This is a genomic window from Mycolicibacterium sp. HS_4_1 (assembly GCF_054515875.1).
Window position 1 is genome coordinate 2255864 of record NZ_CM137261.1, and the last position, 16410, is coordinate 2272273.

Here is a 16410-nt window from a genome sequence, read left to right on the forward strand (position 1 = left end):
CGTGACCGGCTTCGCCACTCTCACCAGGCAGTGTTGGCTGTTCGCCGTCGGGTCGTCGTTCTTCGCGCTTGCCACGGTCCCCGGGTTTCCCTCGGTGGCCGGAGCCGGTGCGACGAATGTGCTGTGCTTCATCGGGTCGTGGTTCTTCACTACTGCCGCCTTGATGCAGTACATGCTGGCTGCGCCGGGGATTCAATGGTGGTCGGCGGCAATCCAATTCATGGGCACCGTCCTGTTCAACGTGAGCACCGGTGCGGCGGTGTGGGCGCATGCTGTCCTTGCCGAGCGCCGCTACGTGTGGGCGCCCGACGCCGCCGGGTCATTCGCCTTCCTGCTCAGTGGTCTGCTGGCGGTCATGGTCGTCGGCCTGTGGTCGCCGAAATCCGCTGACTGGCAGGCCTCTTGGATCAACATGATGGGCTGTGTGGCGTTCGAGATCTCGGCGCTGGCGGCGTTCGTCCGCAAGACCGGCGTGACGGTCGACGAGTGGCTGGCCAACTTCGGGACGTTCGTCGGGGCATTGTGCTTCCTGGTGGCCGCCCTGTTGGTGCGGCCCAAGGGCAATCCGCAAAAATCCCGCTTGGCGTCGCGTACCGATACATGATTGGCTGGGATGCGTGGGGGTACAGCTGAACCGGCGGGATTTCATCGTCGGGGTGGCCGCGGTGGGTGTACTGGCCGGGTGCCAGCCCGCCAAGTCGGAAGAGCCAACCAGTTTTGCGGATCTGGAAGATCGCTACCAGGCGTTAATCGGCGTCTATGCAGTGGATTTGGAATCGTCGGCGACGGTCGAGCACCGCGCCGACGAGCGGTTCGCGATCTGTTCGACCTTCAAAGCGTATGCGGCGGCCCGGATCTTGCAGATGGCCAAGGCGGGTCACGCGAATCTCGATGCCATGGTGCCCATCACCGCGGCAGACATCGTGGTCAACTCGCCGGTGCTGAGTCCGGCGGTGGGTGCACGAATGGCGCTGCGGGACATCTGCGCCGCGGCCCTGACCCAGAGCGACAACGCAGCAGGAAACATCATGCTGCGCACCATCGGTGGGCCGTCCGCCGTCACCGATTTCGCCCGTTCGATCGGGGATTCGCAGACACGGCTGGATCGCTGGGAACCGGACCTCAACGCCGCGGCGCCCGGCGACCTGCGGGACACCACCACGCCGCGGGCTCTCTGCGGCGGGTACCGTGCCATCCTCGTCGGCGACGCGCTGCCCGAGGCGAGCCAATATCAGCTGCAGCGGTGGATGTCCGAGACCACCACGTCGACCCGACGCTTTCGCGCGGGTCTGCCGGCGGAGTGGACCAGCGCGGACAAGACCGGCAGCGGCGATTACGGCTCGACCAACGACGCCGGCATGCTCATCGGCCCCAAACATGAGCGGGTCATGCTCACGGTTCTGATCCGGACGCGTACCCTGCGGCGGGACGCCGGGCCGTTCAACGAGGCGGTGGCGGAGAGCGTGCGATCCGTGCTCGCACGCCTCGGCCACAGCTAGTGTTGGATCGTGGGGATCCGGAAGCTGGCGCTCGTGGTGGCCACCTGTATGTGTGTGGTGACGGCGTGTTCGACGACCACCGCCGGCACGGCGCGGTTCGGAGGGTCCCTGAGCGACCCGGAACCCGACGTCAGTCAGCTGCGGACCGGTAACTACCAGATCAAGCCGAGCACCCCGTTCTTCAGCGCTGGGCCCAACCCGCTCACGCAGTCGATCGTCGAATCGACCAGGCTGGCCGAATACGTGGTCGGCCCTTGGGAAATCGACTCGTCGGTGACGACGTTGGGATCGCTCGGGACAGGCACTATGACGTCGGAGTTCGGCGTCGACAACACGCTCGGGGTATCCACGGGCAATGTCATGCAGGGAATTGCCAGGGCGCACAAGCTCGTCGCCGGTTTCGGCTCATTCCGGGCGTCAGGGACCAAGGAAGCCGATCTGGAAATCCAGAATGCCGTCCTCATGTTCCCCGACGACGCCCAAGCTGCCGCGGCGGCAGGCGAATTCACGGCCCAGATCGGCCCTTTGGTCGCCGCGCCGTTCCCGACGTATCCCGTCCAGATCTCGCTCGGCGCCACTTCGGTGCCGGCGGTCGGCATGGACTTCGGCACCGGGGCCAGCGCAGTCGCGGCTTACACCGCGCAAGGGCGGTTTGTGCTGTACCAGTTCGTGACGGCCAAGGCCACCAAGTCCACCCGGGCACCGTTGCGGGCCGAGCTGCTGGTATCCGACCTGCTCGGCAGGCAGCAATCGCTGCTCAAGGGCTTCGTGCCGACCGAGCCGGCGAAACTCGCGGACCTGCCCAAGGATCCGAGCGACGACCAGTTGCTGTCCAAGACGATCACCACTCCGGACCGCCAGCAAGGAGTGCTGATCGGGACCTGGCGGCCGCGGGCGTGGTTGCACTTCGAGGTCGACCCGGTCAGCATGACCACCCAGTTCGAGCGGGCCGGTGTCCAATGGGTGACTCAGCGGTGGGGACGGGTCTATCAGGCCCCCAACGCCGATTCGGCCGCGCAGCTGCTGGACTTCACCAGCGCCGAGATCACGAAGAACCCGGACGTGCAGATGGCCGGCCCGGTTCCGGGATTCCCGGGCGCGCGGTGTTTCGAGCACATGCACGACTATGCGCGCCCGGACGCAACCGTGACGTGGCGCATCCTCGGTTGGCACTTCAGCTGTCTCGCACGCACCGAAAGATTCGTGTTTCAGGTCTTCGGGGACGACGAAACTGCTGCGGACCAACAGATTTCGGCGCAGTACCGAGTTCTGTCGGGGAAGTAGCCGGACTGCCCCGATGAGTTTGGCGGCGGTCGGTGGTCTATTTCACCGACAGACACCGTCGACTCGTCAGGAGCTGGAAATGGGCCAGATTCGCCTCGCATTGTTCGCCACCCTCGACCTCGTCGGGCAGGCGCCGGGCGGTCCCGGCGAAGACCCTGATGGTGGATTTCCGTTCGAAGGCTGGCAGGCGCCACTGATCGACGACGTGTCGGGGGAGCAGGTCGGCGCGGCTTACGAAGGCACCGATGCGCTGCTGCTCGGCCGGCGGACGTACGACATCTTCGCGGGCTATTGGCCGCACCAGGACGACGCATTCGGCCAAATGTTCAATCGCATCCCCAAGTACGTGGCGTCCCGGGGCAAACCCGATCTGTCGTGGGCCGGCTCTGCACAGATCGGCGCGGACCTGGTGACCGAGGTGCGGGAGCTCCGGCAGCGGCACGAGCATGTCAAAGTGGTCGGCAGTCTGAATTTCGTACAGACCCTGTTGCGCGAAAAACTGTTTGATCGGATGGATCTCTGGCTGCATCCTGTTGTCCTGGGGGTCGGCAAAAAGGTGTTCGACGGGGGTGCCGCGCCGGCCAACCTGACGCTGCTCGCGCCGCCGGTGTCCAGCCCGGCGGGCATCGTGCATCTGCAGTACGGGTTGGCAGCAGGTGTGCCGGCGACGGGGGACATGAGCGCACCGGATCGGGGGGACGTTTGACGGATACGGACTGGACTCGCGGCGTGCTCGCCGGCGCGGTCTCTGGCGGAGTCGGCTGGGGTCTGGTGGCGGTCGATGCGGTAGGTACAGCCGCTCACGACGTGCACGTGAGTCGGCTCAGTGGCACGAATTTTCCTGTTGCAGTGGTTATTTCGTTGATGTGTCTGGTGGTTGCGGGGGTACTCCCGCGAGCGAGGGCTCACCGATAACGGAAGGGGGTGCGCATGTCTTTCGAGCGGGAAAGCTCACTCGACCCACGCACCGAGCGAAAGACCGATCCGCGGTATCTACTCGGTGGTTACGCGGCTGGGCTGGCGGCAATGTCGCTGGCGCCGCTGGCGTATTACTGGCTCTTCGCCCCGGCGGGGGCGGTGCTGGTCGCCGCGGTGGCCGTGCTGGTCGCGACGGTGCGGCCACGGTTCGACGATGCGGCGTGTGGCGCCTTCTTCGCAGCGCTGCTCGGCTTGGTGGCGGTGCTCGTGCTGTTCTTCGTCGGCGCACAGCGCTGACTGATGCCCACGATCGGGCGCGCGTGACTGCTGCGCCGAAAGTGACTGGGCGCCACAGCTTTCTGTGCGTCGCTGTGTACGGGCTATGGATTGATGAGAATCCCGCTCAGACACTGGCGAGAGCACCGCGGCTGCGTAGCCTTTAGTTGTGCTTAGTAGTTCTGGTGGGCCTGAATACCGGCCGGACCAGCGGGCACTTGTATCCGAAATCGCGCGGGTCGGGAGCGACGCGACGACGGCCACCGGTCGTAGCCCGAGGAGGTCGACATGACGACTTTCAGTTCCCCACCCATCCACGTCGTACCGCCTCCCGCGCCCACACCACGGTGGCACAGACTGCTGCCGCGGACCCGCAGGCGCAAAGCGGCCGTCGCCGCCGGAGTCATGGTGGTACTGGTCGCTGGCGTGCTGGGCGCGTCCTACGAGGCCACACCCGGAGGCACGCTCTGGGGCGTCGAGAAGACGATGTTTCCGGGTCACGCGCAGGACGTCGCGCTGACGGCTGTCGTGAACGACCTGAAAGCGGCGCAGGACATCCTGGGCAGTGGACAGCAGCCCACGCCCGACCAGTTGACAGCCGCTCGTACGTCGCTCAATGATGCCAAGCAGGGTCTGGACTACCTGTCGCCCTCGCCACAGCGGACGAGTCTGCAGAACCTCTACCTACAACTGACGCAACAACTTCTGCAATACACCCCTGATTCGGCGCAGCAGTTGCCGGCGTTGCCCACGCCACCCGCCGAGCCGCAGGCCGCGGACCCGGGCAGCGGCGCGCAGACGCCCGCAGTGGCACTGACGAGCGCCACCGCACCCACGTGGGGATACCAGGACCCGGCCGGGAGCGCGGCACCCGTCGATCAGATGTCGGACACCTTCGTCCCGCCGCCGCCAGGCGTGCCCGACGCGCCTGCCGCGGACTGGTCGCAGCCGGTGGATCCGCCGTTGACGCCGAACCTCCAAGACCTCGGCTACTACGACCCGTCCTGGGGCCAGCTCTATGGCTACAACGCCGGTGACTGGTACAACTACGACCTCGGCGGCTACAACCAGTACGGCTACGACGTCGTCGGGTTCGACCGGTGGGGATATGACCGCTGGGGCTACGACCGGTGGGGATATGACCGCTGGGGCTACAACTGGGGCGGCTACAACTGGTCGGGCTATGACCGCGACGGCTGGGATCGAGGCGGCCGCAACGAATGGGACCAGCGGCGCGACCATCCCGACGACCCGCGCAATCAGGCCTGGTACGACAACCACCACCCGTACGAGCAGTACTACCAGTGGAAGTTCCGGAACGATGATCCGGTGTACGAACGCACACAGTGGGATCAGGCCCACGGATTCAACCCGAACCAGTACCAGAACTGGAACATGAGCCGGGACTGGCACGACCCGCGCAGCCGTGACTGGGCACCGCCGGCCACCGCCGTGACTGCCGCACATTCGATCACGGATGTGAGCGCGCATGTCGCGTCTCCGGTCGTGAAGCTGAATGTCTCACTGGCGCAGTTCATCTCCACGGACAAGGCGACGGCTGCCTCCGGGTCGCTGATGACGGACCTGGCGCGAAAGCCTGCCCGCGACGTCGCCAAAGACCTCGATGCGACCGCGGCCAAGGTTGCCGCGGTGACGCCCGCGACGCCGGTTCCGGGCATCGGTACGCGCGTGGACAACCACCAAACACCTGCTGCGCCGCCGGCGTTGACGGCGGTCGCCCCGAGTGCGCCGCCGTCGAAGGTGCCGGCCGGATTCACCGCACCCGAGCTCGCGCCGGTACCCATGCCGGCACCGCAAGGCAAGCCACAGACTGCGCCGAGTGGTCGCACAGCCGGCTCTGATCTGAACAACGTTCCTGGAGCTACGACTGTTGTGCCCAAGGACGGTTCGCCGAACCCGGTTGCCGTGCCGAAGCCCGTCGTGGTGCCGCCGGCCGAGCCGAAGGCCGCGACTCCCTCCGTACCGGATGCCGCGCCGCCCAGCGCGGCACCGCTGCCGCGAGGGGCAGCGAATCCGGTTCCGCCGAAGCAGATTTCAGAGCCGCCGGCGACTCCGGCGAAGCAGATTCCGCAGGAGTCACCTCAGCGGCAGCCCGCGGCCGAGCCACCGATGAAACATGCGCCGGTGCCCGAAGGCCCCGCGCCTGAGGCCATGGCTCCACCTGCTCCGGTTCGCCAGGCGCCCGTACGGCAAGCCCCGGCGCCGCAGGAGCAGGCTCCGGTGCGACAGGCACCGCCACCGGTCCATGAAGCGCCCCCGCCGCCACCTGCGCCTCGTCAGGCACCCGAGCCGCAGCGGGGATCCAGCAAGTGCGTCGGCCCCATGTGCCCGCCTGCGTAGCAGGTTCGGCAGTCGACTTGTATCCGAGTTACACCCCTGACCGCTCGTCCTCGTCAACAAAGTTGGTGCGCAACGGATCTGCAGCGACCGGGACCAGTGGCACGGCCGACACCGGGAACAGTGCGCACAACGCGAACGCGGCGGGGAAGCCGAAGGCTCCGATCAGCGCACCGAATGCCGGCGGCACGATGCCCGCCGTCAGCAATTGCGTGGTGTTCTGCACGCCCAATGCGCGTCCGCTCCAAAATGGCCCGGCGATCTCGGCAATTGCGGTGAAGGACAAGCCGTTATCGGTGACCGTGACAACGGATGCCACCACCATGACGAATACCGCCACGGGCCAGTGCAGGTAATCGCACACAGCGAGCAGCCCCATGGTGACACCCGCCAAGACGGCAATCACCCGGACCGGATGTAGCCGCGAACCCGCCAGATCCGACCACCGCCCGGCGCCGATTCGTCCTGCAGCGCCGCACAATTGGGCAACCGTCACCATCGTGCCGGCAGCCCCGGCCGACCAACCGTGTGCGGTCATCAGCCACACCAATGAGAAAGTCCACACCAGGCACTGCGGCACGACCAGCAGCACTGACACCGCGTGGATGCGGGCCAGCGCCGAGGAACCGCGATATGGGTTGGCCAGATCGGTTGCGGGGGCCGATGATCGGGGTGGCCGCGGCGGATCGATGACGCCAACGGCGGTCACCACGGCCGCGACCAAACACGCAATGGCGGGAAACAACAGCGCGGCGGAGACTCCCGACGATTCGGCCAGTCGCGGAATCACCAAGGCGCCCAGCCCCACTCCCAGGGGTTGCGCCGTCTGCCGAATGCCCATCACCAGTCCACGCTGCTCCGGCGGGAACCAGCCGACGACCAGCCGGCCACTCGCGGAATTGGAGCTGGCGGCCGCCATGCCGCCCAGCAGCAGGAACGCACCGACCGCCACCAACGACGAAGCCCACGCCGCCGCGAACGCCGCCAGTGAGGTCAGCAACGCCCCGGCCGTCAGCACGAATCGCTCACCGACCCGATCGACGACCCAGCCCCAGGCGATGAGGGTCAGCACCATTCCGAAGCTCGGCATGGCCGACACCAGCCCGGCGCGAGACAGATCCAAACCGCGCTCCCCGTGGAGTGTCGGGATCAGGAAGGCGGCCCCGTTGATGAAGACGTTGGCGCACATCGTCGAGCCGAGGGCGATCACCAGCATCGACCAGCGGCGGACGGCTGAGACGGAAGTGGCCATGAGCCCATGGTGCCACCGGACTTCTCAAGATATGAATAAACATCTCACTATGTAAGACGGCTAGAGTTGGGCGCATGGCTTTGCGGGCGAATCTTTCCCGGGCGACGGCGGCCCTCACTGCCGGCTTGATCCTGGTGGCGGCACCGGTACCGAGGGCATCGGCGGCCGCGCCGAACTGGTCAGGCTTGGATACCCGGGGATTCACGGCCCCGGTGCCGCAGTCGGGGGAGCTCATCAGGGCGGTCCCGCTGGATCCGCTGTTGTCGGTCACCGCGGCGGCTCACGCCTACCGAATCCTGTATTCGACCACCGACCAACACGATTCGTCTGCGGTGAGCACCGCAGTGGTGTTCGTCCCCAAGGGGCCGGTGCCGCAGGGCGGATGGCCCGTCCTCGCCTGGGCGCACGGCACCGTCGGCCTCGGTGATGACTGCACGCCCTCCGCGCAGCCCCGCAGTCAACGTGACAACGAGTATCTGTCCCACTGGCTCGAACAGGGATACGCCGTCGTCGGATCCGACTACACCGGCCTCGGCACGCCGGGCCTGATGAGTTACCTCAACAGTGTCGCCACCGCACACGCCATCATCGATTCGGTGATCGCCGCGCACCACCTGGACGTGCCGCTGTCGCCGAAGTGGGCGTTGGTCGGCCAGTCCCAGGGCGGTGCCGCCGCAGTGGCGAGTGCCCGGTGGGCGACGGAATTCAGCCGGGGGACAGGCCTGGACTACCGCGGAGTCGTCGCCACCGGGACACCGGCCAATATCGACGACGTGGTCATCACCGCCGGTCCGGACATGGTGCTGCCACCTGGCTTGGGACCCATAGCGTCGGCCTACGCCGCTTACATTCTGGCGGGTTTCCGGGAAGCGCGGCCGGACCTCGCCGTCAACAGTGTGCTGACGCCGGCGGGACTGGCCGCGGCCGACAAAGCCGAGACACTGTGCACCGCACCGCTCAGCGCGTCACTCGATGGCTTGACTCCACAACAGTTCTTCGCTGCTCCGCTCACCTCGCTACCCGGCATGCGCGGCGCGCTGGCCGACTTCATGGGCACCCCGGTCGCCGGCTACGACCGGCCGATCTTCCTGGGCGTCGGCCTCAAGGACCGCGATGTGCCGCCGTCGTCGACGTTGAAGTTCGCCGACCAGCTCAAGGCCAACGGCCAGCATGTGACGCTGCGCGTCTATCCCGAGGATGACCACTCCAGCGCGGTGCTGACCTCGATGGCGGACTCCACTCCGTTCCTTCAAGCCCAGTTCGCGGGCTGACCAGCGGCCCTCACTAGGCTGGGCGGATGCGTCTAGGTCGAATTGCCAGTCCAGACGGTGTCGCTTTTGTGGTGATCGAGGGCGACCCGAACTCCGATGCGGTCTGCAAAGAAATCGCCGAGCAGTACCTGTCCCGCAATCCAACTTTCACCGGACGCTCGTGGCCGCTGGCCGACGTCCGGCTGCTGGCGCCGATCCTGGCCAGCAAGGTGGTCTGCATGGGCAAGAACTACGCCGCGCACGCCCGCGAGATGGGCAGCGAACCGCCCGAGGATCCGGTGATCTTCCTCAAGCCCAACACCGCGATCATCGGGCCGAACATCCCGATCCAGTTGCCCGCCGATGCCAACCCGGTGCACCACGAGGGCGAGCTGGCGGTTGTCATCGAGCGCCCGTGCAAGGACGTCCCGGCGGCCAAGGCCAAAGACTTCATCCTCGGCTACACCATTGCGAACGACGTGTCCGCGCGTGATCAGCAGAAGAAGGACGGCCAATGGATGCGGGCGAAGGGACATGACACCTTCTGCCCCGTCGGCCCATGGATCGAGACCGCTGTGGACCCGGCCGATCTGGACATCCGCACCGAGGTCAATGGCGAGAAGCGGCAGGACAGCAACACCGCGCTACTGCTGCACGACGTCGGCGCCATCGTCGAATGGGTCTCGGCGGTCATGACGCTGCTGCCCGGCGACATCATCCTCACCGGAACCCCCGAGGGCGTCGGCCCGATCGAAGACGGCGACACCGTCAGCGTGACCGTCGAAGGCATCGGCACCCTCTCCAATCCTGTTGTACGTAAAGGGAAATAACGTGACCACACCTGTCAGGGTTCGCTTCTGCCCGTCACCGACCGGCACCCCACACGTCGGCCTGGTCCGCACCGCGCTCTTCAACTGGGCCTACGCGCGACACACCGGTGGCGACTTCGTCTTCCGGATCGAGGACACCGACGCCGCGCGCGACAGTGAGGAGAGCTACAACGCCATTCTCGACGCGCTGCGCTGGCTGGGCTTGAACTGGGATGAGGGTCCAGAGGTCGGCGGCCCGTACGAGCCCTACCGGCAGTCGCAGCGCAGCGACTTCTACCGCGACGTCATCGCGAAACTGCTTGCCGCGGGCGAGGTTTACGAGGCCTACTCGACGCCCGAGGAGGTCGAGGCGCGGCACATAGCGGCCGGCCGCAACCCGAAGCTGGGTTACGACAACTACGACCGTGACCTCACTGCCGAGCAGAAGGCCGCCTTCGAGGCTCTGGGTCGAAAGCCGGTGCTGCGCCTGCGGATGCCCGACGAGGACATCACCTGGGTGGACCTGGTGCGCGGCGAGACGACCTTTGCCGCCGGCGTGGTTCCGGACTACGCGATCACCCGCGCGAGCGGAGATCCGTTGTACACCTTGGTCAATCCGGTCGACGACGCGTTGATGAAGATCACCCACGTGCTTCGCGGCGAGGATCTGCTGCCGTCGACGCCACGGCAGATTGCGCTGTACCAGGCACTGATCCGGATCGGTGTCGCTGAAGCGGTGCCTCAATTCGCGCACCTGCCAAGTGTTCTCGGTGACGGCAACAAGAAGCTGTCCAAGCGCGATCCGCAGTCGAACCTCTTCCTGCATCGTGATCGTGGCTTCATTCCGGAAGGCCTGCTGAACTACCTGGCGCTGCTGGGCTGGGGTATCGCCGACGACAACGACATCTTCAGCCTCGATGAGATGGTGGCCGCCTTCGATGTGGTCAACGTCAACTCGAACCCGGCACGTTTCGACCAGAAGAAGGCCGACGCCATCAACGCCGAGCACATCCGCCGGCTGGCCCCGGACGACTTCGCGAAACGACTCGACGTCTACCTGAAACAGCACGGCCACGACACCACGCTGGACGCCAAGGGTTTCGCCGCGGCGGCCGAACTGATCCAGACCCGCATCGTCGTGCTCGGCGACGCGTGGGACCTCGTGAAGTTCTTCAACGACGACGCCTACGTGATCGACGAGAGGTCGGCGGCCAAGGAACTCAAGCCGGAGGCTGCAGAGGTCCTGGACGCCACGCTGAGCGCTTTGGAGGCCGTCACGGACTGGAACACCGCCAACATCGAGGCCGCGCTCAAGGCGGCGCTGCTCGACGGTCTGGAACTCAAGCCGCGCAAGGCGTTCGGTCCCATCCGGGTGGCGGTCACCGGCGCTGCCGTCAGCCCGCCGCTGTTCGAGTCGATGGAACTGCTCGGACGTGAGCGCAGTCTGGCGCGGATTCGCGCGGCGCGGGAGGCGCTTGGGGCGGGGGTGTAAAAAGCACCGCCAATTGTTTGGTAATGTGCTCGTCGGCCCGAAAAGTGAAAACGAGGTCCCGGAGACGGAACCAAGGTGACATGGATTGGGTCGAGAAGGCCTCTGACCTGCGGTTATTGGCTTTCAATGGGGTATGGTGTAATTGGCAACACTAGGGATTCTGATTCCCTCATTCTAGGTTCGAGTCCTGGTACCCCAGCTGCCGGAGCGATTAGGTCGGTCAGCGCGACTGAGCTAAGCTATCGCTCCGGAAGTTCTAGCCCCCGTCGTCTAGCGGCCTAGGACGCCGCCCTCTCACGGCGGTAGCGTGGGTTCGAATCCCATCGGGGGTACGTACGAACGCCGGACCTGACAACAGGTCCGGCGTTTTGTCTTTCCCGGGGTATTACTTTCCGCCGGCCAGGAATCCGATGTCTCGCCGTCCGCGGCCCACCGAAGGCTCCGGATCCGCGCCGAGGGTGCCGTGGAGCAGTTCGTGATAAACGTCACGGAAGTCGACGGTTGTCTTCAGATCGCCGTCGGTGAGGTCGGTCAGGCTCGGCTCGTCTCCGTAGAAGCCGCCCTTGACGGGAGTGCCCGCGATGAACACCGGGCCCGACGTGCCGTGGTCGGTGCCCTGCGAGGCATTGGCGGCCACGCGCCGCCCGAATTCGGAGTACATCAGGACGACGACGTTGCGGCCGTAGGGCGTGCCCTGGAGTTTGTGGAAGAAGGGCGTCAGGGCATCGTCGAGGGTCTTGAGCAATGCCTGCTGAGGGGCGCGCTCGTCGGCGTGGGTATCGAAGCCGAGTAGTTGCGTCATGTACACCTGCGTGGGCACGCCGGCTCGGATGCAGCGGGCCACCAGTTCGAGGTCGCTGGCCAACTGGTTGTCGGCCTGGCCGATGGTCTGCAGGCCGCCGTTGATCACCGGGGCGAAGCGGCTGTTGGTGGAGTGGTTGGACCGGTAGGACTCGCACACCTGGCTCATGGCGGTGGTGTCGTGCGGGTCGTCGACGCTGAGCGCGGCCAACGTGCGTGCGACATCGGGCGGGATGGCCGGCACGAAGTCGGAAAGCGATGCCGCGACGTGCTTTTGACCGACGGCCAGCGGCGGCAGCACGGTGCCGATGTTCACGGCCCGGATCGGGTCGTCACCGCTGGTGTCCAGCCAGCGGCCGATCCAGCCGCTCGTGACCGCGTCGACGGGATTGGCCGTCTGCCAGATGTCCATCGAGCGGAAATGGCTGCGGTCCGGCTTCGGGTAGCCGACACCGCGCACGATTGCGAGCTTGTTGGATTGCCACAGCTTCGACATCCCGGTCAATGCGGGATTGAGCCCGAATGCCGGATCGAGTCGCAGCACTTCCTCCGGCTTGTAGGCGAGCTCGGGGCGGGCGTCATGATAGGCGTTGTCCGCGTACGGGATAACGGTGTTGAGGCCGTCGTTGCCGCCGTAGAGGGTGACGATCACCAGGATGCCCTGATTGGCCTGCAGCGGGCGGTCCCGGGCTTCGTGGAGCAGATCAGGCAGCGTGACGGCGGCGACGCCGCCGAGCAGACCGGCCGCGCCGACCCCGGCGCTGGCGATCAAGAACTTGCGGCGATTGAACTCGGGCATGGGATCTGCGCGATCTCCTCAGGACGTCACGTATTCGGGGGCGATGACGGCCGCTGCCACCAGCCGGTGTGGATCGGAGACCAACGGTTTGAGTGCGGCCGCCGAGCGATCCGACCAGGCGCCGATGCCGAACAGGTAACCCACGCCGTCGATCCGTTCGCTGGGTGACATCTTCTCGACCGCGCTGATATCGCTGAGGGCCAGCAGCCGGTTCGCGGCCCAGACGCGCGCTGCGGCACTGTTGGTCGACAGCCAGAGCTGCCCGCGGGGCCAGCCGCCGACGTCCGGCGGGTAGAAGGGGCGCTGGCCCATCACGCGGAGCACCTGGTCGAGGTCGGCGAGCACGTGGTCGTCGTCGAGCGGGACCGCCAGCGACCGGACGATGCCCATCAGCCATTCCACCGGCGTGCTGACCACCGTGCCGGCGGCCTTGGTGAATTCGGGATCGAGCACCACCGCCTTGGTGAGTGCCTTGAGATCCCGGTTCGGGCCGTAGGCCGCAACCAGGCGGGCCACGGTGTCGGGGGAGGCCGGCTGGTCCGAAGCCAGCAGGCGCCACAGGGTTCCGGCGACGAAAGCGGCGGAGGTGGGCTGGCGCAGCACGATGTCGCAGAAGTCGGTATCGGTGAGGTTGCCCGTCACGCCGAGCACGGTCTTGCTCGACTCGTCGTGGTGTTCGGGGTAGACGACGGTGCTGCCGTCGGGCCGCAGGTGTCGTCCGGTGAGTGCCTTGGCGCCTTCCTTGACGTCGAACTCGGTGTAGCCGTTGGCATGCCCCATGGTGAAGAGCTCCATGAACTCCCGGGACAGGTTCTCGTTCGGCGCCGCGGCGGTGTTGACGTCACCGTCCAGCCAGTGCAGCATGGCCCCGTCCGTGAGCATGGCGTACGCCAGGGTGTGGAAGTCGCCGAGCGCCAGGGTGCGGAGCTTCTCGTTCTGCTCGCCCATCAACTGTGCCGCGTTGACCTTCTCCGCGGAAGTGGCAAAGTGGTTGTGCCACAACAGGGTCAGCTTCTCGTGGATGGGCTGGCGCACTGCGGCCATGCGGCGCAGCCACCAGCCGGAAAGCACCTGCATGCGCGCCACGAGTTCCTGGCCGAAGGCGGCGATCTCGGTGGCCGATGCACCCGACGGCGGATACTGCGGGATGGCGGATTTCGGCATCGGGGTCGCGATCGCGCCGGGGTCGGCGTTCGGATCGAGGTTCAGCACAGTGTCCAGGTAGGCCGACCAGTTCTGATTGACCACAGCGTCCACCTGGGCTCCGGTGGTTCCGAAGCCCGTGCGGCGCAGCATCCGTGCGGTTGCCAGCCACTGTGGTGGCTGCGACACGATGAAACCTACTTTCTTGCAAGGGGCGACCCGACCCCGCGGGGTCCCCTAAGAACTTAGGTGATCAGCGCCGTCGTCGTCGACGTATGCAGCGGATTCAAAGGTTTGCTGGTCTGCGTCACAGCCGGCGGGTGAGCGCTTCGGCCGCAGCCAGTAGATCGCTCGCCCAGCGGACACCGGGGCGGCGGCCCATCCGGTCGATCGGCCCGGACACCGACACTGCCGCGATCACCGCGCCGCGGTTGTCCCGCACCGGTGCCGAAACGCTGGCGACGCCGGGTTCGCGCTCGGCCGCGCTCTGCGCCCAGCCGCGCCGGCGGACCTCGGCCAGCACGCGATCGGTGAACTTCGCCGTCGGCAGCACCGCCTGCTGGGTTGCGGGATCGCTGTACGCCAGCAGCACTTTGGCGCCGGAGCCAGCGGTCATGGGCAGCCGGCTGCCCACCGGCACGGTGTCACGCAGGCCGGACGGCGGTTCGAGCGCCATGACGCACACCCGCACCATGCCTTCCCTGCGGTACAGCTGCACGCTCTCGCCGGTGATCTCGCGCAGTCGGGGGAGCACCGCGCCTGCCGCACTGAGCAGCGGGTCGTTGACCTGCCCCGCCAGTTCGGTCAGGGCCGGCCCCAGCCGCCATCGTCCTTCGTTGTCGCGGGCCAGAAGTCGGTGGACCTCGAGGCCCGCTGCCAGTCGGTGGGCGGTGGCCCGGGGCAGCCCGGTACGGGCGCACAGTTCGGCCAGTCCACACGGGGACTCAGCCACCGAATGCAGCACGCCCACCGCTTTGTCGAGGACGCCGATGCCGCTATCCTGTCTCACAGGGAGATACTAGCGTCCCGCATCGTGAGACGGTAGGTCAGCCTCCCGGGTATCGCGGAAGGAACTGCACAGTCATGACGAACAAGCCACGCACCATGGCCGAGAAGGTCTGGGCGGACCATGTGGTGGTCGAGGGCGCCGGCGAAGGCGCTGCCCGCGAACCCGATCTCATCTATATAGATCTGCATCTGGTGCATGAGGTCACCAGCCCGCAGGCGTTCGACGGCCTGCGGCTGGCCGGTCGGCCCGTGCACCGCCCGGACCTCACCATCGCCACCGAGGATCACAACGTCCCGACGGTCGACATCGACAAGCCGATCGCAGACCCCGTGTCGCGCACTCAGGTTGAGACGCTGCGGCGCAACTGTGCGGAATTCGGCATCCGCCTGCATTCGATGGGTGACGCACAGCAGGGCATCGTGCACATCATCGGTCCGCAGCTGGGCCTCACCCAGCCCGGCATGACGGTGGTGTGTGGTGACAGCCACACGTCCACGCACGGCGCCTTCGGTGCCATCGCCATGGGCATCGGCACGTCCGAGGTCGAGCATGTGCTGGCCACCCAGACGTTGCCTCTCAAGCCATTCAAGACCATGGCGGTCAACGTCGACGGCGTGCTGCCGCCGGGCGTCAGCGCCAAGGACATCATCCTGGCGGTGATCGCCAAGATCGGCACCGGCGGCGGTCAGGGCCATGTCATCGAATACCGCGGCAGCGCCATCGAATCGCTGTCGATGGAAGGCCGGATGACGATCTGCAACATGAGCATCGAAGCCGGCGCCCGTGCCGGCATGGTGGCCCCCGACGAGACGACGTTCGAGTTCCTCAAGGGCCGGCCGCACGCGCCGAAGGGCGCCGATTGGGACGCGGCCGTGGAAGCCTGGACGGCGTTACGTACTGACGAGGGTGCCGAATTCGACACCGAGGTCCACATCGACGCGGCGACGTTGAGCCCGTTCGTCACCTGGGGTACCAACCCCGGACAGGGCGTGCCGCTATCCGGGAATGTTCCGGATCCAGAACAGATGTTCGATGAAGGCGAGCGGCTGGCCGCTGAAAAAGCGTTGGCCTATATGGACCTTCAGGCCAATCTGCCGATGCGGGACATCGCGGTGGACACGGTGTTCGTCGGTTCCTGCACCAACGGCCGGATCGAGGACCTGCGCGTGGTGGCCGACGTGCTGCGTGGTCGCAAGGTCGCCGACGGGGTGCGGATGCTGGTGGTACCTGGGTCGATGGCAGTGCGCGCGCAAGCCGAATCCGAGGGGTTGGGCGAGGTTTTCACCGCTGCGGGCGCGCAGTGGCGGCAGGCCGGCTGCTCGATGTGTCTGGGCATGAACCCGGATCAGCTGGCTCCGGGCGAGCGCAGCGCGTCCACGTCGAACCGGAATTTCGAAGGCCGCCAAGGTAAGGGCGGCCGCACCCATCTGGTGTCACCCGCCGTCGCCGCCGCCACCGCGGTGCGCGGAACCCTGTCCTCACCCTCTGACTTGAGCCCAGTTCTGAGCTAGGAGCGCATC

The 16410-nt window shown here is 66.6% G+C and carries 14 protein-coding genes and 2 tRNA genes; 12 read left to right on the forward strand and 4 right to left on the reverse strand.

Going from position 1 to position 16410, the window contains the following annotated elements; translation table 11 throughout:
* The first annotated feature begins 1 nt into the window (after position 1).
* The 6 genes from ACX12F_RS10710 (at position 2) to ACX12F_RS10735 (ending at position 6338) form a co-directional block, all read left to right on the forward strand.
* The gene (locus ACX12F_RS10710) at positions 2 to 604 is read left to right on the forward strand and encodes a hypothetical protein (protein ID WP_459369541.1); all 603 of its coding nucleotides are present in this window, start codon (positions 2 to 4) and stop codon (positions 602 to 604) included.
* 13 nt (positions 605 to 617) lie between these two features.
* Positions 618 to 1499 (forward strand): class A beta-lactamase, encoded by an 882-nt coding sequence (bla, locus tag ACX12F_RS10715; protein ID WP_459369542.1) that lies wholly within the window; start codon positions 618 to 620, stop codon positions 1497 to 1499.
* A 9-nt stretch (positions 1500 to 1508) separates the two neighbouring features.
* Entirely contained in the window at positions 1509 to 2783 is a 1275-nt protein-coding gene (locus tag ACX12F_RS10720) for a DUF7373 family lipoprotein (protein ID WP_459369543.1), read from the forward strand.
* A 79-nt stretch (positions 2784 to 2862) separates the two neighbouring features.
* The gene (locus ACX12F_RS10725) at positions 2863 to 3489 is read left to right on the forward strand and encodes a dihydrofolate reductase family protein (protein ID WP_459370307.1); all 627 of its coding nucleotides are present in this window, start codon (positions 2863 to 2865) and stop codon (positions 3487 to 3489) included.
* Between the two features lie 224 nt (positions 3490 to 3713).
* Positions 3714 to 3998, forward strand: coding sequence for a hypothetical protein (locus ACX12F_RS10730; protein WP_459369544.1), 285 nt, complete (start codon positions 3714 to 3716; stop codon positions 3996 to 3998).
* Between the two features lie 267 nt (positions 3999 to 4265).
* A complete protein-coding gene (locus ACX12F_RS10735; protein ID WP_459369545.1) occupies positions 4266 to 6338 on the forward strand; it encodes a hypothetical protein in 2073 nt (690 codons plus the stop codon).
* 28 nt (positions 6339 to 6366) lie between these two features.
* On the opposite strand, the gene ACX12F_RS10740 is transcribed toward ACX12F_RS10735, so the two are convergent.
* Entirely contained in the window at positions 6367 to 7587 is a 1221-nt protein-coding gene (locus ACX12F_RS10740; protein ID WP_459369546.1) for an MFS transporter, read from the reverse strand.
* A gap of 74 nt (positions 7588 to 7661) precedes the next feature.
* On the opposite strand from ACX12F_RS10740, the gene ACX12F_RS10745 reads away from it, so the two are divergent.
* From ACX12F_RS10745 to ACX12F_RS10765, 5 genes are all read left to right on the forward strand, one after another.
* Positions 7662 to 8858 carry an alpha/beta hydrolase family protein gene (locus tag ACX12F_RS10745; protein ID WP_459369547.1) on the forward strand — a complete coding sequence of 399 codons (1197 nt, stop codon included), beginning with the start codon at positions 7662 to 7664 and terminating at the stop codon, positions 8856 to 8858.
* A 26-nt stretch (positions 8859 to 8884) separates the two neighbouring features.
* Positions 8885 to 9667, forward strand: a complete 783-nt coding sequence (locus tag ACX12F_RS10750) for a fumarylacetoacetate hydrolase family protein (protein WP_459369548.1) — start codon at positions 8885 to 8887, stop codon at positions 9665 to 9667.
* Position 9668: 1 nt separating this feature from the next.
* Entirely contained in the window at positions 9669 to 11138 is a 1470-nt protein-coding gene (gene gltX / locus ACX12F_RS10755; RefSeq protein WP_459369549.1) for a glutamate--tRNA ligase, read from the forward strand.
* Positions 11139 to 11265: 127 nt separating this feature from the next.
* Positions 11266 to 11337, forward strand: a tRNA-Gln gene (locus ACX12F_RS10760).
* A 60-nt stretch (positions 11338 to 11397) separates the two neighbouring features.
* Positions 11398 to 11470: transfer RNA gene (locus tag ACX12F_RS10765), tRNA-Glu, on the forward strand.
* 53 nt (positions 11471 to 11523) lie between these two features.
* Here ACX12F_RS10765 and ACX12F_RS10770 read toward each other — a convergent pair.
* The 3 genes from ACX12F_RS10770 to ACX12F_RS10780 form a co-directional block, all read right to left on the reverse strand.
* Positions 11524 to 12738, reverse strand: a complete 1215-nt coding sequence (locus ACX12F_RS10770; RefSeq protein WP_459369550.1) for a DUF1501 domain-containing protein — start codon at positions 12736 to 12738, stop codon at positions 11524 to 11526.
* Between the two features lie 18 nt (positions 12739 to 12756).
* On the reverse strand, positions 12757 to 14073 hold the full coding sequence (locus ACX12F_RS10775; RefSeq protein WP_459370308.1) for a DUF1800 domain-containing protein: 1317 nt from the start codon (positions 14071 to 14073) through the stop codon (positions 12757 to 12759).
* Positions 14074 to 14188: 115 nt separating this feature from the next.
* Positions 14189 to 14890: an IclR family transcriptional regulator gene (locus ACX12F_RS10780; RefSeq protein WP_459369551.1), complete on the reverse strand. Its 702-nt coding sequence runs from the start codon at positions 14888 to 14890 to the stop codon at positions 14189 to 14191.
* 74 nt (positions 14891 to 14964) lie between these two features.
* On the opposite strand from ACX12F_RS10780, the gene leuC reads away from it, so the two are divergent.
* The gene (gene leuC / locus ACX12F_RS10785) at positions 14965 to 16401 is read left to right on the forward strand and encodes a 3-isopropylmalate dehydratase large subunit (protein WP_459369552.1); all 1437 of its coding nucleotides are present in this window, start codon (positions 14965 to 14967) and stop codon (positions 16399 to 16401) included.
* Positions 16402 to 16410 lie beyond the last annotated feature (9 nt).

Excerpts from the sequence above, each read along its gene's own strand:
- ACX12F_RS10725 (WP_459370307.1), top strand. The coding sequence starts at position 2,863 with ATGGGCCAGATTCGCCTCGCATTGTTCGCCACCCTCGACCTCGTCGGG.
- ACX12F_RS10730 (WP_459369544.1), top strand. The coding sequence starts at position 3,714 with ATGTCTTTCGAGCGGGAAAGCTCACTCGACCCACGCACCGAGCGAAAG.
- ACX12F_RS10735 (WP_459369545.1), top strand. The coding sequence starts at position 4,266 with ATGACGACTTTCAGTTCCCCACCCATCCACGTCGTACCGCCTCCCGCG.
- ACX12F_RS10740 (WP_459369546.1), bottom strand. The coding sequence starts at position 7,587 with ATGGCCACTTCCGTCTCAGCCGTCCGCCGCTGGTCGATGCTGGTGATC.
- ACX12F_RS10745 (WP_459369547.1), top strand. The coding sequence starts at position 7,662 with ATGGCTTTGCGGGCGAATCTTTCCCGGGCGACGGCGGCCCTCACTGCC.
- ACX12F_RS10750 (WP_459369548.1), top strand. The coding sequence starts at position 8,885 with ATGCGTCTAGGTCGAATTGCCAGTCCAGACGGTGTCGCTTTTGTGGTG.
- ACX12F_RS10770 (WP_459369550.1), bottom strand. The coding sequence starts at position 12,738 with ATGCCCGAGTTCAATCGCCGCAAGTTCTTGATCGCCAGCGCCGGGGTC.
- leuC (WP_459369552.1), top strand. The coding sequence starts at position 14,965 with ATGACGAACAAGCCACGCACCATGGCCGAGAAGGTCTGGGCGGACCAT.